Here is a 14,941-nt window from a genome sequence, read left to right as displayed (position 1 = left end):
CGTATGTTTGATGCAATTACTGCAACGCAACTGGCCATGGATTATGATCAATTAAAATTGCAATCCATCAGTCAAAATATCAGCAACATGAACACCCCTGGCTTTAAACGACAATTAATTGAAAACGCCGGCTTTGATATGCATTTGCAAGCGAATGTGAATCAGGTTGCCCAACAACTAGAGCAATCGCATTTAAAAGCGCAAGGACTCATAAATCAAACTAAAAATCCCACCGATCTTGCCTTATGTGGTGAGGGGTATTTTCAAGTACAAGGCGAGCAAGGCATTTTTTATACGCGACGTGGTGATTTTCAAGTAAATAATCAAGGCGAATTAACAACGGCAACGGGAGAAACCGTTTTGGGAAAAGGTGGGGTGATTAAAGTAGATGATCACGCGTTTACAGTCGATGCCCAAGGTGCGCTATTTATTGACCACCATAAAGTCGATCAATTAAACATTGTACAATTTAAACAGCCGCAATTGTTGCGTTACAGCGGCAATGGCCTCTATCAATGTGATGACTCCCCCATTCCTGTTGGCGCAAACACGCAAGTACATCAAGGATTTATTGAGCAATCCAATGTGAAATCCATCGATGAAATGATGGATATGGTCAAAACCTCACGCCATTTTGAAGCCAATCAACGAATCATGCGTACCGCAGATAATTTATTAGCCACTGCCATTAATCAGTTAGGAGAAGGAAATGTCTAATGCACTTGCTATTGCGGCCAGTGGTCTTAAAGCAGAAGAATATCACATTGACCGCATTGCCAATGACCTTGCCAATTTAAATACCGCCAATTACAAGGCCACTAAGCTAACGTTTGAAGATGTGCTTTATCAAAACATTCACGGTGAAGAGTCCTTATTTAATAACCAGCCTAGTGCCAAATTAGGACTAGGCACAGCGCTCTATAAATCGAGTAAAGACTTTACTGATGGGCCACTCAAAGCAAGTAATAACTGGAATGATGTAGCCATCAATGGCTCAGGTTTTTATCAGGTAATTAATACCGATGGCAGCATTGCTTATACGCGTAACTCAGCCTTGAGTGTTGATGCCGATCATTACCTTGCCACGCAAGAAGGATTAAGACTGGCAGATAATATTCAGATTCCCGAAGATTTCACCCAACTAACCATTCACACCAATGGCAATGTTGAGGTAACGCTGGTTGATGAGCCTGAACCGCAACTTTTAGGGACCATTCAATTAGCTAAATTTATTAACCCCGAAACCTTAAATCCGGTAGGTTCTGGAACCTATACCTTAACCGATGAATCCAGCGAACCACTCATAGACAATCCCGGCAGTAGTGGTTTAGGCACCTTGGCACAATATCAAGTAGAGGGCTCAAATGTGGATATGGTGAGTTCGCTCATGCAACTTACTATGGCGCAACGGGTTTACCAACTCAATGCCAAAGCCGTACAAATTGCGGATGAACTGGAAAAATTGACTAATGAAATTCGCGATTAATTTAGTTTTTTTATTGGCCATATTCCCAGCGCAGGCAGAAACGGTACTGCGTTTCCAGGCGCATATTACACCGCAGGCTAAGCGTGTTGGCGATTTACTGCTGATTACTCCAGATCCACATCATTGGAGCAAAATCATATTGGATAGCCAACCACGAGACGGCGCTCGCCTCAACAAAAAACAAATCATTACCTGGCTACAAAATAAAGTAGGCGTATTTAGCTACCAATGGAAAGGAAAAAATACAGCCATTATCCGCATCATAGTCCGTACTAAGGCTCAGGATCTTTTAAATAAAGCCCGCCAGGCTTTAGCTCAGCAACTTAAAAGTCAAGCCTACAGTCAGGTGCTCTTAAACAGTAAAACCTTGTTAAAAGACAGTGATATTCCCTTAACTGATTTTAGCGTGCAAGTGCCAAAGAAATACCCCATAGCAAAACGTGTATGCCTTCATTTAAACTCTAAAAAACGCTCGATTCCTGTGTGGTTTGCCGTAAAAGCCTATCAGGCTGTATTCGTGGCGCAACATAAAATAAAACAGCATACACTGCTTCATTCCGAGGACATAGCGTTGCAACGACGCAATATTGCCGGCTTAAAAAATCCTCCATTAACCCAATTCCCCCAAAGAGTTTGGCTCACACGCTCAATAAATAAAAATCAGATTCTAACTCATGACGATGTGCGTACTACACCTGAGGTAATGCAAGGACACAAAGTAAACGTGAATGTACGACAACATGGAATTTCCATAATGATGGAAGCCTTAGCACAAAGTGATGCTTATCTAGGCCAGGCCGTTCGGATGCAAAATCCGCAAACCAATAAATATTTTGTCGCCACAGTGACCGGCAAAAATCAAGCGGAGATTGTAGAATGAAAAGATTTTTTGCATATGGTCAACCACATCCGACAACATTAATAATAGGCCTCTTGCTTATTATCACAGCATCGCCAACAACCTGGGCAGTCAACCTATTTGATGAAGACATTTATCGCCCCTTAATTGCCGATCGCAAAGCAACTTTGCCTGGGGACGTACTCACCGTTATTGTCCTTGAAACATCCAATGCCCAAACCAGTGCTGATCTTTCCTCGCATAAAGAGATAAAAACAGTCTTAGAAGCTGGCTACAACCGCGATAACCATAAGGTGGAATTTGGTTTAGAAGGCAAAGGAAGTACCGCCGCCAAAACTGGGCGTAATGGCAAAATCAAAGCTGCATTAACGGTGCGCATTAAAGAAGTATTTCCCAATAATACCTACCTCGTTGAAGGATTGCAGATGATTACCATTAATGGTGAACAACAAAGAATTTTGCTAAGTGGCGTGGTTCGACCTGAAGACATTAGTCCACAAAATACCATCTTATCGACACGCCTGGCACAAGCACATATTACCTATACAGGTGCCGGTTCTGTCTCGAACTCCCAAGATCGTAATTACATTTACAAAATCCTGTCGTTTATAGGATTAGTGTAATGAAGAAAATACTCTTTTTTATCCTACTTATCGCCCAAATAGGCTGGCAACCAAGCAATGCGGCCGTACGTTTAAAATCAATCGCGCGCTTATCTGGTCTGCAAGAAAACCCGCTGACCGGTTATGGCTTGGTGATTGGTTTAGCAGGCTCGGGCGATTCCCGGCGCAACAAAGATACCACCCAGGCTATTTCTAACTTATTACAAACTTTTGGGGTCACACTTAGCCCGAATGAAATAAATAGTCGCAATACGGCAACGGTGATCATCACCACGAACCTCCCTTCTTTTGCTCATCAAGGCGATAAAATAGATATTAACGTTGCCTCTTTAGGAGATGCGAAAAGTTTATTAGGCGGCACCTTACTGGTCACCCCGCTCAAAGGAACGGACAATCAAGTCTATGCCTTGGCCCAAGGCCCGATTTCTATTGGTGGCTTTAAATACGATCTTTATGGCAATGTGATTCAAAAAAATCATCCCACCACCGGTTTAATACCTGGTGGCGCCATCATAGAAAAAACGCTTTACAATGATATGATCGATAAAACAGGCGGGATTCACCTCATTCTAAACCACCCGGATTTTACCACGGCAGATACCATTGAAGCGGCGATTAATAAACAATTTGGCGAGAATACCGCCCTGGCGCGTTCTGCGCAGGATATTGAAATCCACCCACCACTCCCGGCAAGAAAACACTTTATTCGTTTTGTTAGCCAACTCGAAAATGTGGTGATTACACCGGACAATCTACCAACAGTAGTCGTTAATGAACGCACCGGTGTAGTTGTTGCCGGTGCCGATGTACGCATTGACGCGGTAACTATTTCCCATGGCAATTTACAAGTCTCCATTTCCACCGATTACCAGGTATCGCAACCGACCTTAATCCAAAACATGGGAAGGCAGGTGCGCACCACCATTACGCCGTCCACCAATATTAATGTCAGTGAGCATACGGCCAATACGGTGAAATTAAAACAAGGGGCCACGGTGGCCGATCTCATCAGCGCGTTAACCAAAGTACAAACGTCAACACGCGACATTATTGCGATTTTGGAAAGCTTAAAACGAGCTGGTGCATTACATGCTGAATTAGTTATTCAATAAGGAACTATGATGAACTCAGATGCAACCATACAATTAATCAGCCTGGCTTTAGATGCAACCTTAATGCGTCAAACCGCAATTGCCAATAATGTTGCCAATATCAATACCCCAGGCTATCAAACGCTGGAAGTTAATTTTGAGCAGCAATTAAATGAAAATCATTTAAGCAGCGAAGCAAGTGATTTAGCGATCATTCCCCCCCACTACCAGCTAAGCGATCATCAATCGACTATTGATGAGCAAATGACCTTAAACGTGCAAAATATGACCCACTACCGCGCGCTTGTAAAAGGATTAAATCAAAAATTAGCCATCATGAAACTCGCATTACAAGGGAATAATCAATAATGAATTACGCTCAAATTTACGCCATTGCCAGCCAAGGTATGAATGCAGAAAAATTACGTGTTGATGTAGTTGCCAACAACATTGCCAACCAACACTCATTACAAAAGGCTGACGGCTCGCTCTTTCAAGCAAGCCAAGTAGTAACCACAGCCAAATCATTTGCTGAACTGGTTGATAAGCCCCAGGAAATGGGCATTGATTCAGTTGAGGTGGTTCCTGAAAATCTTCCGCCCAGCAAAGTGTACCAGCCCGGACACCCCGCAGCCGACAAACAAGGTTATGTGAATTACCCCGGCGTAAGTACCATTGATGAAATGACTACCCTTCTGCGTGCATCACGTGCTTATGAAGCCAATATTAAAATAATAAACAGTGCACACAGTCTGTATTTACAAGCCTTAAGCATAGGAGATGAGCGATGAGAATTGATGCGCTTGATAATATATTTCTTAAACCGAATGTCCACAGTGTGGAAACCAGCAAAGAACCAGAAATTCAGTTTTCGACTTGGGTCGCGGAAAAACTAGGCAACACCAACGAGCAACTTAATACGGCCGATCAGGCGTTAAATGAGTTAGCCGGTGGACATACAGAGAATTTACACCAAACCATGTTAACCCTGGAACAGGCCAAACTCTCGTTTCAATATTTGGAACAAATTCGTAACCGCTTGATGAGTGCTTATCAAGATTTATTAAGAGAGCAAATTTAACGTGAATTATTTACAAACTGCCTTGCACTGGTTTAATCACTTAGAATTAAAACGCAAATTAAGTTTAACTCTATCTTTTGCCTTAATTTTTATGGCTACCATCGCGCTTAGCTGGTGGGCGTTATCGCCTTCTTATGCCACCTTGTTTAGTCATTTAGACGAGCAAGATGCCAATAAAGTTTTAAGCCAGCTAGAACAAGAGAATATTTCTTATCAAGTACGCCATGGCGGCCAAGATATTTTAATTGATAAAGATTTAGTCGCCAAAACCCGGCTCAAGATCATGGGCTCCGGCTTGCAATTAGCCGGCAATGTTGGCTTTGAATTGTTTGATAAAAATGATTTTGGCATGACGGATTTTTCACAAAAAATTAATTACCAACGGGCATTACAAGGTGAGCTCGAACGCACTATATCCAGTTTTGATGAAATACGCCAAGCACGGGTGCATTTGGTTATTCCTGAAACTCATTTATTTGATCACGAAGAGAACCAACCTAAAGCGGCAATAACCTTACATTTAAAACAAGCGCTAACGAACCAACAGGTACGCAGTATCCAACAATTGGTCGCGGCCAGTGTCGCCCATTTGAGCTTAAAAAATGTAGTCGTGGTGGATCAAAATGGCAATACACTGTCACAGACAGAAGAAGACCTTTCTTCTACTCATTTTGCCAGTAAAAAAAATATAGAACACTATCTGAATGATAAAGTAACGCAAATGCTCCACAAAATCTTTGCGAAAAACCAGGTCATGGTAAAAATCAATGCCGAAATTAATTACGATGAACTGCAACGTGAATTAATTAAACCACAAACCAAAGGACAAATTACTCACGAAAAAGAAATTAAACATTCCACGGTCGATAAAAAAGGAAAACAAAAAGGCAATCAGGATTTAACGCTGGAAAAAACCTATGAATTTGGCAGTGAAAAAGAATTATTCAAGCGTGCCAGCGGTACAATTGAGCGCTTGTCGATTAGTGTTGTCATACCCCAATATACCGATGCCAAAACCATTGCTCAAGTACAACGATTAATTAAAAATACCGTTGGTTTTAATGAGAAACGTGGGGATGTAATTAGTGTTGAAGCCCTAATTGCACAACCCGTGTTCTCGACAAAACGCCCCTCGCCTATCTTGAATGCAACACCGCAAACGGCCATGACGATTAGTTTTTGGGAAACCATGCACACATATTGGGATAAGGATAAACAATGGCAGGCAATACTTGCTTTACTCTTTTTCATCGCCCTTAGTAGTTCGGGCGCTCTAGTGCTCCGGAGCATCCGCCAAAAAAAACGCCAACAGCTTTTGCTCGAATTAACACAATGGTTAAATCATCATGAATAATGAATTGAAACAAATCTTATTAAATCTTGCCAAGCTCCCACATACAGATCAACAGTGGGTACTTAAACAGCTCACCGCAAAACAAAATGCGCAATTTAATAAATTGCAGGGCCATTCATTGCTCCGTGATGCGCGTAAATTTCGCAAACTATCCGCCCCACAAATACCGATGCTTCAGCAAGAAATACCCTTACCCGAAGCTTGCCAGCAACTGCATCAAGAAGACCCTCTTTATATCGCCATTATTCTCCAACAAGGACAATTTAGCTGGGAACAGCAATTTTTGGCAACCTGTCCCCAAAAACATCCGATCAACGAACTAGTGCAAACCGAAGTTAAGGCATTAAAACCAGCCACCAAGTCGCTCGTTTTTCAACAATGGCAAGCACAACTTAGCTTCCAAGATCACTTGGAGACCATACATGGCTAAATTATACAAAAAAGCCGTCATCAGTAATGAGGAAGTATTTTTAAATCAGCCCAACGTAGAACTTGCCCCTGAACCAGAAAAGTCAATTCGCCAAGTCGATGAAGCACATATAGAGCAGCTCAAAAAAGAAGCTTATGAGCAAGGATATTTAGCAGGAAAAAATGAAGAACGTACCCATAATGAAAAAGAACTAGAGCAACTCAAAAAGCAATTGCAGGCAAGCCTTGCAGCAATTCCTCAAGCCATCGCCCAAAATCGTAGCGACTTAAACAATGAAATTGCCGATATTGTTTTGCTTATCACCCAACAATTTTTTATTGAGCAACAAAAAGATACCCAAGCATTGGGACAACAAATTAATCAGGTACTTGGCCAATTAAATAATAAGCACCATGTTGAACTGTGCCTGCACCCACAAGAAATTACGGCCCTGCAAAATGGCGCCATTCAATTAGATGCAACTCATTTAAATGGTTTAAAAATCAAAAGCGATGAGTCACTTATTTTAGGGGGCTATGTGATAAAAACGAATCATGGTGTTTTTGATGCCAGCATCGAAAAACAAATCGACAAGTTAAAAGAAGTGCTTATACAACTCAAACACCGAGGACAGCATGCATCCCTGGCTTAACACTCTGCAAGCAATCGAGCGCTTAGGTGAAATTGAGCAATTTGTGGGCTTAAAACTGGTTGCCAATGGCCCACCCCAAACATTTATCGGTGAGGTCTGTGACATTCTCGATCAAAACCAGCAAACCGTCATGCAAGCAGAGGTTATTGGTTTTGAGCAAGGCAAAGTCTACCTGATGCCATATGATTCAGTCCAGGTATGTATGGGCTACAAAGTAAGAGCCACCGGGAATCATCTTAGCATTGCGGTTGGCGAAGCACTACTTGGACATGTCGTCGATGCCTTTGCCCAACCCATTGATGAACAAATTAAGCTAACATACACACAACGGGTTTTAACTAAAAATAAAAAAATCAATCCATTAACCAGAATGCCCATCAACGAACGCCTAACTACCGGAATACAAGCCATAGACAGCCTCCTTCCTCTAGGTAAAGGACAACGAATAGGCATCTTCGCCGGCAGTGGTGTTGGTAAAAGTACCTTACTCGGAACCATGGTGCAAAATCTGCAAAGTGAGATTAACGTCATTGCCCTGATTGGCGAACGTGGCCGCGAAGTAAATGACTTTATCGTGAATCATCTGGATGAGGCTACCTTAAAAAAATCCGTATTGGTCGTCTCCTGCAGTGATGAATCCGCCTTAATGCGCCGCCAGGCGGTTTATACAGCAACGGCCATTGCTGAATATTTCTGCCAGCAAAGTAAGCAGGTCATGTTGTTTATGGATTCAATTACCCGTTTTGCCATGGCACAAAGAGAAATCAGTCTCAGCTTAGGCGAACCACCAACTGCTCGTGGCTATACCCCCAGTGTTTTTGCCTTGCTCCCAGGAATCATTGAGCGTACGGGAAATTTTAAAGAGCAAGGAAGTATCAGTGCCTTATACACGGTACTTGTCGAAGGCGATGACTTTAATGAACCACTAGCCGATCACATGCGTGCCTTGTTAGATGGTCATATTGTGCTGACCCGAGAATTAGCGCAACGAGGGCATTATCCCGCGATATCGATACTGCAAAGTGTCTCACGTCTGGCCAAACACATAGTCGCGCCAGAGGAACAACAGCTTATCAATCAAATCATCGCCACGCTCAGCCTCTATCAGCAGAATAAGGATTTGATTGAAGTGGGCGCTTATAAACCAGGAAATAATGCGCTTTTAGATGAGGCAGTTGAACGACTTCCGGCCATTAACCAGCTCCTCATTCAAGATAAAAACCACTTTTTATCCTTTGATGAACTCATGCACCGCTTTAAGGATATTTTACGATGAATCAGCCACTCAATGCCCTGATGAGCAAATTAAACTGGCAACTTAATGAACTTAATCTACATTTACACGAGTCACAAACCCAGTCTCAGTCGCTAACCACGCAAATTCAGGCGATTGATGGCCTCATTAATCAAGCGCGCCCAAAGTCTTTAGTGATTAACCCTGAGCTGGAAATGAATCGACTGAACTTCATGACCCAGGAAGCAAACAAAAAAGATGAGTTAAGCGCCGAACTAAAAAATCATCAGGATGTCGAACGCAAATTAAAGGAAAAAATACAACGCGTCAAAACCGAATTAAAGATGTTGGAAAAGTACTTAGAGCGCGAAGAATCAAGTCACCACGAACAACAGAAAAAAGCACATGATAATGCACTGGACGAATGGGTTATCCAAAAAAGGGAATCACTATGAAAATTGACGAATTAGCTCCGTGGACTAGCGAGCAGCAAGCGCAAACAAAAAAACCACACCCTGCCAATTTTGGCAATTGGTTAGGTGAATCTGAAGACTGGGTCAAAGAACCCAACTGGCAACAATTAATTAGTCCCACCCAACAAAGCACTGGGGATGAATACTATTGGCAGCACCAAACACAATTGCAACAATCCCGTTTGCATTTCGATGCCCTCCCCCAAGAAAACCGACAACAACAACCAATAATGGACACTACAGAAACGTCGATTTTTGCGACAACAACCAAACAAGAACCAACAGCTCTGATGGAAGAGCGCTCGCAATTAAATGACCTCGGCCCCTATAGAGAAAACTATGATGCCTGCGCAAAAAAATTCGCGCCGTTAATTCATGCGTTAATACAAGCTTTAGAGCAATCAACGCTCCCCCTGGCCACCAGCAATAAAAAAACGACCCAGGTGACAAACAACCAAGACAACAGCATAAAATGGGTAAACGAGAGTCTAAATCGCCGCATCCAATTTAAAAATAACCACTTATTTATCCAAGGCGAACACGCAGAACTCACCTTAAATCTGCACTCATGCGACAAAAAAGAACAAAAAAAACTCATACAACTAATCCAGAATCATTTAAAGCAAAAAGGCTTGGTATTAAGCCGTTTAATTATTAATGGAGTAAACAATGACTGAACCTGTTAATGGCGTGGATGTAGGCCAGGCGGATTACATGAAAGTATTCATGCAAGAACTAACCTATCAAGACCCCTTAAAACCAATAGACAACCGTGAATTCATGGCACAAATGGCCCAGTTTTCAACATTGCAGCAAGCAAGCGCAAGCAATGAAAATTTAATGAAGTTAATACAATTACACTATGGCAATCGTGGGCTCAGTTTATTAGGTCATAGTGTGAAAATCACTGGCGAAGAGGGATACGGCCTGGTAGAAGCCATCCGTTTTACAGAGGAGCAAATGCCCGAAGTAAGAATCCAAAGGGAAAATGGCGGCGAGCCCTGGGTAGACGTAAACCATATTTATGAGGTAGAAAAATAAATGAGTAATACCTACTATAGCAGCTTATCAGGAATGCTTGCCGCGAGCTACGGCTTACAAAATACCTCAAACAACATCGCCAACATGCAAAGTCATGGCTTTAAACGCAGCGATGTCTTCTATTCCTCATTAGGCAATGGCCAGGGTGAAGAAGGAATGGGGCATGGTGTTCGTGTTAGTGGGATGCGGACTAATTATGGCCCGGGGAATTATTTAAAAGGCATGGGGGACTCTGACTTGGCAATCGTAGGTCATGGTTTTTTTGTGGTTAAATTAAAAAATAATGAATTTGTTTATACCCGTGATGGGCATTTTAACTTTGAAGATGGGATCTTAATTGATCGCAAAACAGGCGGGCAAGTCCAGGGTTATGATAGCGCAGGAAATCTGGCACCGATTCATGAGAAAGGCCCGCAAACGACGCCCGGGAAAGCAAGTCGTGATATTTTTCTCAAAGGAAGTTTTGTTGCTCATCTAATCGATGAGAAAAAAAATACCGACCCCAACATACCCGATCCCAACATACCGGATCCCACACCTAAAGCTCCAACTGAGAAAAAAAATAAATATGAAAATGTGGTCTTAACGCTTGATAAAATTTACGATGCCCAAGGCAAAGCGCATAAAGTCACCTTTGAATTTAAAAATGAACCGCCTTTGGGAGAACAGTATAACCTAGAAAAATTTTGGGTATTAGAGGATGTTCATTGTGACGATAAAGATGTAGATATAACTCCTTATTACGATCAAAAAATAGAGTTTGCTTATTCTAGTTCAGGAGCAGAACCTGGAAAAGACAGCATTCAATTTGGGTTAAATGGCAAACAAGTTAATATTTATTTTGGAAGCGCACATAATGGTAGTACTAATTCCGTGCAACTAGACACAGTAGAAGGTGCATTTTCTAATGAAAAACGAACGAACATCGAAATTGACTACAATGATGGCTATGGCGTAGGCAAACAAAGTTATTGGTCCTTCGATGAGGAAGGGCAAATAGCCTATTACTATGATAATGGACAAACTATTAAAGGCATTCATGTTGGTCTTGCGCGCTTCGATGACATGGAAAATAACCTTATCCAAACCCAAGATAATTTTTTCCGGGCAAAAACCAATAGAGGCATTCATTATGGGCGACCGAATAACAATGGTTTTGAATGCATTAGAGCAAATGAATTAGAAGCCTCCAACGTCGACTCCACTGCCGAATTTGCGAACATCGTTGTTTTACAAAGAATGTTCCAGGCCTGTTCGCAAATCATGGACATAGACAAGCAATTATTAGAAGAATTGGAATCTAAATCATGAAGCCATATCGCTTAATTAATGCCTCCGAACTGCAGGCGCTAAATCAACATTTTAGTCAGGTCGTAGCGGATTGGAATGAAGAATACGCGCTCATGCCGCTTAGTCTGCAACTAAGCCCAACCCCCAAAGACTACAAGGTGCTCAAGGCGCAAAGACTACAGGAAGCGAGTGATGATTTAGCCATGGTTGCAGGCGATTATTTAACGGTGCTCAATTACGCTTTATTTAATTGTGATAAACCCAGTTTTCATGCCACCAGCCAAAAACTTGGGCTGAGCTTACTAAGTGCCTTGTGCAAAAGCGAACTGTGTACGCTGCAGCAAAATACTGGCGAAATTTCCGACTGGTTTTATGCTGGCTCGACCAGTTTGTTACTAAGCCTTAGTTGTGCGCAAAGTCATTTTACCCTGGCCCTAAATCCAAATTGGGTCTATCAACAATTGCCAAAGAAGAAAACGCTGGTGATGCTAGACTCTCTGGATGAGGCTTTAGCAGAGCATACGGTTAAGCTGTGTCTGGAATTACTCCCTAGTAAATTATCAGTAAACCATTTAGCGGGCATACAAGTCGGTGACGTACTCTCAACCACTCACCCATTAAGTACGCCCCTAAGACTAATCTGTGGAAATGAGCTATTGGCACAAGCAGAATTAGGTTACTCCGCGCACCATAAATCAATTGTATTAAAGAGGTCATCATGAGTATTACGGTAAAAAAAGTAAATTTAACGGAACACCCACCGCAACAAACGGAAGGACAGTTCATTAATAAAAATTATTTGGGTTTAGTGGGGGATATTGAAGTGCAATGTACCGTGCGTATTGGCACTTTAAATCTGACGATTGCCGAGTTGAAAGAACTTAAATCGGGACAGGAATTGCACTTGGAACAAAAGACTCATGAGCCTGTAGAGATTGTGCTTAATGAGCGCGTTATTGCACGTGGGGAGTTAATGAGCCATGAAGATCATTTTGCAGTACAGATTACGGAAATTTATTCATGATTGACCAAGTTTTATTGTGGAATGTGAGCACAGTATTGGGCCATATAACCCATGGCCATCAAAAACCGTTAAGGCCCTCCAGCCCCGTTCGAGCTAAGGAGGCATTTATACCGTATCAAAACCTGGCGCCAAGACGAACAATGCTTCGAGACAGCGCTAAAACGCTTCATCAATCCGAACGATCAAAAAAAAGCCTTCGCTATACGGCGCCACTATGGCGTATAGCCCAATCCACGGTTTTATTTTTTTTATCGAGCGTATTGCATGCGCAAAGTACGTTAGCTTTTAAAAAAGAACCGCTAAGTACAGTACATTGGTTTCCCTACCTATTAGTGCTTGCTATTTTATTAGTCGCCCTACTTGTTCTAGCCAAAAAATCAAAGGGCTTAACTACGAACAACGGCAAAAACCTGATTATTGAAAAAATCCCCATTAACCATAAAACGCAAATCTATGTGCTTGATTACCAAGGTCAACGTTTTTTAATTGCCGATAATCAAAATGCTCTGGCCATTCACCCCTTACACGAGGGAAAACCTTCCTTATGAAGATTCAACAATTTATTGTCACGTTTATTTTATTAAGCGCCCCTTTAGCCTGCCTAGCAGGAACAAACATCGGCCCTATCCATTTGGAGCAGGATAATATATCCCCTGCTCTGCAAGCCTTTGCCGTGCTTACTGTGTTAAGTTTGGCGCCTAGTATTTTAATCATGTTGTCCTCATTCACACGAATTGTGGTTGTCCTTTCGATGTTGCGTAATGCATTAGGCTTACAACAGACCCCACCCAATACTGTCATTATTAGTTTGTCCTTATTCCTGACTTTATTTACGATGATGCCCGTGGCCAAAACAATTTATAACGAGGCATATCTACCGTACGAAGCGCATCAAATGAATACAGAAACCTCTTTGAATAATGCAATAAAACCATTAAAAAAATTTATGTTGCAACAAACGCGAGAAAAAGACATGAACGTCATTTTGCAATTAGCCAAGGAACCCATGCCCTCTTCTGCGGAAAAAATTAAATTCTATCAACTCATCCCTGCCTTTTTATTAAGCGAATTACAAACCGCGTTTCAAATTGGCTTTATGATTTTTTTACCGTTTCTATTGGTTGATCTAATTGTTTCAGGAATCTTAATGACAGTGGGCATGATGATGATGCCGCCAATGAGCATTTCTTTGCCCGTCAAGATCTTATTATTTATTTTAATCGATGGATGGGATTTAGTGGTGCAAGCTTTAGTGGGCAGTTTCCATTAACTTAAGGTGAGTCATCGATGTGAAATAAAGCGTTACCTAAACCTCAAGTTAATTTAAAAAAAGCCTATCGTGTGATCGGAATCCTTAAATTCCTCAGGTTCCTTATAACCATCGCTATAACCCGTAGTAAACGCAGCAATGCTGGCACCAGAACGAGTTACCAAATGAGCCATACCATGGGGAATACTTAGAACTGCAAGTAACGTAGAAATAGCTGCTGTTAAAAGCGCCACGCCGGTAAACTTCAAAGCGCAACCAGCTATGCCTTGAGCATCATTATAAAGGGCAGTATTTTCTAACAAATAAGCACCTCCTGCAACAAGCAAACTCCCAACGAAAACAACGGAGGCGATAGCCGAAACAATCAAGGAATAGCCTGCCAGAACCACCCCTGCAACCGGGTAAATAAGCGGAGCAACTACTCCTCCGACAATATGTCTGCCATTTTTATATGGGGTAAAAAAGCCTGGACGTTTTTTATAGAGTTCATAGGCTCTGGATGCGATACCTTCCACGCTAGAGTTATGATTGGAAAATATATAATTAACTTCACGATCACCATATAAACCAAACATAAAATCCCCCTGAGAATTAAAATAACCCATTATGCTCACAAAAAACCAGTTCGTCAAATTTACAACCTAAGTAAGCATTATTAAATCATCCTCTATTGTTACGATATTACACAACGTAAACGTCACCACCATCAGCGCCTAATCTAAATAACGTCGTACTGAATAAAAAATCAGAACCGAGCTTGATTCCTTCTCAGCCCAAACGGAGCGTAGAAAAGTAAAGTTTTACTCGATTTCTTATCCAAAACTGGCATTAAATAAAAAAGTTCATTGCATATTCTATTTGTTTTGGTTTTTCTTCTTGTTTTTCTGGCGAGAAAGCAACATAACCGGCTAAAGTTGCTCCAGTGCGCGTAAAAAACAAAAGAGGGGTATGAAATAAACTAATGACCGCCAATAAGGTACTAACAACGGTGGCTAGTAGTGCTAAGCCCGCAATATGAAAAGCAGTTCCTGCATTTTCAATGGATTCATCGCAA

The 14,941-nt window shown here is 41.8% G+C and carries 22 protein-coding genes; 20 read left to right on the top strand and 2 right to left on the bottom strand.

The window, feature by feature from the left end; genetic code table 11:
• The first annotated feature begins 3 nt into the window (after positions 1–3).
• From LDG_RS11720 to fliP, 20 genes are read left to right on the top strand one after another with little or no spacing between them, the layout of a single operon-like run.
• On the top strand, positions 4–717 hold the full coding sequence (locus LDG_RS11720) for a flagellar hook-basal body protein (protein ID WP_006871594.1): 714 nt from the start codon (positions 4–6) through the stop codon (positions 715–717).
• Positions 710–1,486 (top strand): flagellar hook-basal body protein, encoded by a 777-nt coding sequence (locus tag LDG_RS11715; protein WP_006871593.1) that lies wholly within the window; start codon positions 710–712, stop codon positions 1,484–1,486. Before LDG_RS11720 ends, LDG_RS11715 begins: the two co-directional genes overlap by 8 nt.
• On the top strand, positions 1,470–2,366 hold the full coding sequence (gene flgA, locus LDG_RS11710) for a flagellar basal body P-ring formation chaperone FlgA (RefSeq protein WP_006871592.1): 897 nt from the start codon (positions 1,470–1,472) through the stop codon (positions 2,364–2,366). Before LDG_RS11715 ends, flgA begins: the two co-directional genes overlap by 17 nt.
• Positions 2,363–2,968, top strand: a complete 606-nt coding sequence (locus LDG_RS11705) for a flagellar basal body L-ring protein FlgH (RefSeq protein ID WP_006871591.1) — start codon at positions 2,363–2,365, stop codon at positions 2,966–2,968. The genes flgA and LDG_RS11705 overlap by 4 nt, the downstream gene beginning before the upstream one ends.
• Positions 2,968–4,080 (top strand): flagellar basal body P-ring protein FlgI, encoded by a 1,113-nt coding sequence (locus LDG_RS11700; protein WP_006871590.1) that lies wholly within the window; start codon positions 2,968–2,970, stop codon positions 4,078–4,080. Before LDG_RS11705 ends, LDG_RS11700 begins: the two co-directional genes overlap by 1 nt.
• A gap of 6 nt (positions 4,081–4,086) precedes the next feature.
• Complete coding sequence (locus LDG_RS11695; protein WP_040535614.1) at positions 4,087–4,428, top strand: flagellar basal body rod protein FlgB; 342 nt, start codon at positions 4,087–4,089, stop codon at positions 4,426–4,428.
• Positions 4,428–4,850: a flagellar basal body rod protein FlgC gene (flgC, locus tag LDG_RS11690; protein WP_006871588.1), complete on the top strand. Its 423-nt coding sequence runs from the start codon at positions 4,428–4,430 to the stop codon at positions 4,848–4,850. The genes LDG_RS11695 and flgC overlap by 1 nt, the downstream gene beginning before the upstream one ends.
• Positions 4,847–5,140 carry a flagellar hook-basal body complex protein FliE gene (locus tag LDG_RS11685; protein WP_006871587.1) on the top strand — a complete coding sequence of 98 codons (294 nt, stop codon included), beginning with the start codon at positions 4,847–4,849 and terminating at the stop codon, positions 5,138–5,140. The genes flgC and LDG_RS11685 overlap by 4 nt, the downstream gene beginning before the upstream one ends.
• Position 5,141: 1 nt before the next feature.
• Positions 5,142–6,494 carry a flagellar basal-body MS-ring/collar protein FliF gene (gene fliF / locus LDG_RS18590; protein WP_006871586.1) on the top strand — a complete coding sequence of 451 codons (1,353 nt, stop codon included), beginning with the start codon at positions 5,142–5,144 and terminating at the stop codon, positions 6,492–6,494.
• Positions 6,487–6,924 (top strand): hypothetical protein, encoded by a 438-nt coding sequence (locus LDG_RS11675; protein WP_006871585.1) that lies wholly within the window; start codon positions 6,487–6,489, stop codon positions 6,922–6,924. Before fliF ends, LDG_RS11675 begins: the two co-directional genes overlap by 8 nt.
• A complete protein-coding gene (locus LDG_RS11670; RefSeq protein ID WP_006871584.1) occupies positions 6,917–7,555 on the top strand; it encodes a FliH/SctL family protein in 639 nt (212 codons plus the stop codon). Before LDG_RS11675 ends, LDG_RS11670 begins: the two co-directional genes overlap by 8 nt.
• The gene (locus LDG_RS11665) at positions 7,539–8,831 is read left to right on the top strand and encodes a FliI/YscN family ATPase (RefSeq protein WP_006871583.1); all 1,293 of its coding nucleotides are present in this window, start codon (positions 7,539–7,541) and stop codon (positions 8,829–8,831) included. The genes LDG_RS11670 and LDG_RS11665 overlap by 17 nt, the downstream gene beginning before the upstream one ends.
• Positions 8,828–9,244, top strand: coding sequence for a hypothetical protein (locus LDG_RS11660; RefSeq protein ID WP_006871582.1), 417 nt, complete (start codon positions 8,828–8,830; stop codon positions 9,242–9,244). Before LDG_RS11665 ends, LDG_RS11660 begins: the two co-directional genes overlap by 4 nt.
• A complete protein-coding gene (locus LDG_RS11655) occupies positions 9,241–9,939 on the top strand; it encodes a hypothetical protein (RefSeq protein ID WP_006871581.1) in 699 nt (232 codons plus the stop codon). The genes LDG_RS11660 and LDG_RS11655 overlap by 4 nt, the downstream gene beginning before the upstream one ends.
• Positions 9,932–10,303: a flagellar hook capping FlgD N-terminal domain-containing protein gene (locus tag LDG_RS11650; RefSeq protein ID WP_006871580.1), complete on the top strand. Its 372-nt coding sequence runs from the start codon at positions 9,932–9,934 to the stop codon at positions 10,301–10,303. Before LDG_RS11655 ends, LDG_RS11650 begins: the two co-directional genes overlap by 8 nt.
• On the top strand, positions 10,304–11,614 hold the full coding sequence (locus LDG_RS11645; protein ID WP_006871579.1) for a flagellar hook-basal body complex protein: 1,311 nt from the start codon (positions 10,304–10,306) through the stop codon (positions 11,612–11,614).
• Complete coding sequence (locus LDG_RS11640) at positions 11,611–12,315, top strand: FliM/FliN family flagellar motor C-terminal domain-containing protein (protein ID WP_006871578.1); 705 nt, start codon at positions 11,611–11,613, stop codon at positions 12,313–12,315. The genes LDG_RS11645 and LDG_RS11640 overlap by 4 nt, the downstream gene beginning before the upstream one ends.
• Positions 12,312–12,617, top strand: a complete 306-nt coding sequence (locus tag LDG_RS11635) for a FliM/FliN family flagellar motor switch protein (RefSeq protein WP_006871577.1) — start codon at positions 12,312–12,314, stop codon at positions 12,615–12,617. Before LDG_RS11640 ends, LDG_RS11635 begins: the two co-directional genes overlap by 4 nt.
• The gene (locus LDG_RS11630) at positions 12,614–13,165 is read left to right on the top strand and encodes a hypothetical protein (protein WP_006871576.1); all 552 of its coding nucleotides are present in this window, start codon (positions 12,614–12,616) and stop codon (positions 13,163–13,165) included. Before LDG_RS11635 ends, LDG_RS11630 begins: the two co-directional genes overlap by 4 nt.
• Entirely contained in the window at positions 13,162–13,887 is a 726-nt protein-coding gene (fliP, locus tag LDG_RS11625; protein WP_006871575.1) for a flagellar type III secretion system pore protein FliP, read from the top strand. Before LDG_RS11630 ends, fliP begins: the two co-directional genes overlap by 4 nt.
• A 53-nt stretch (positions 13,888–13,940) precedes the next feature.
• On the opposite strand, the gene LDG_RS11620 is transcribed toward fliP, so the two are convergent.
• Together LDG_RS11620 and LDG_RS19700 are read right to left on the bottom strand one after the other, a co-directional pair.
• Positions 13,941–14,492 carry a hypothetical protein gene (locus tag LDG_RS11620; RefSeq protein ID WP_148263569.1) on the bottom strand — a complete coding sequence of 184 codons (552 nt, stop codon included), beginning with the start codon at positions 14,490–14,492 and terminating at the stop codon, positions 13,941–13,943.
• Between the two features lie 223 nt (positions 14,493–14,715).
• On the bottom strand, positions 14,716–14,941 hold a 226-nt coding region (locus tag LDG_RS19700; protein WP_040535610.1), incomplete at its 5' end, for a hypothetical protein.

The organism is Legionella drancourtii LLAP12, from assembly GCF_000162755.2.
In the GTDB taxonomy this organism is placed as follows: Bacteria; Pseudomonadota; Gammaproteobacteria; order Legionellales; family Legionellaceae; genus Legionella; species Legionella drancourtii.
Note: the sequence above shows the minus strand (reverse complement) of the source record. Positions and strands in the feature narration are given on the sequence as shown.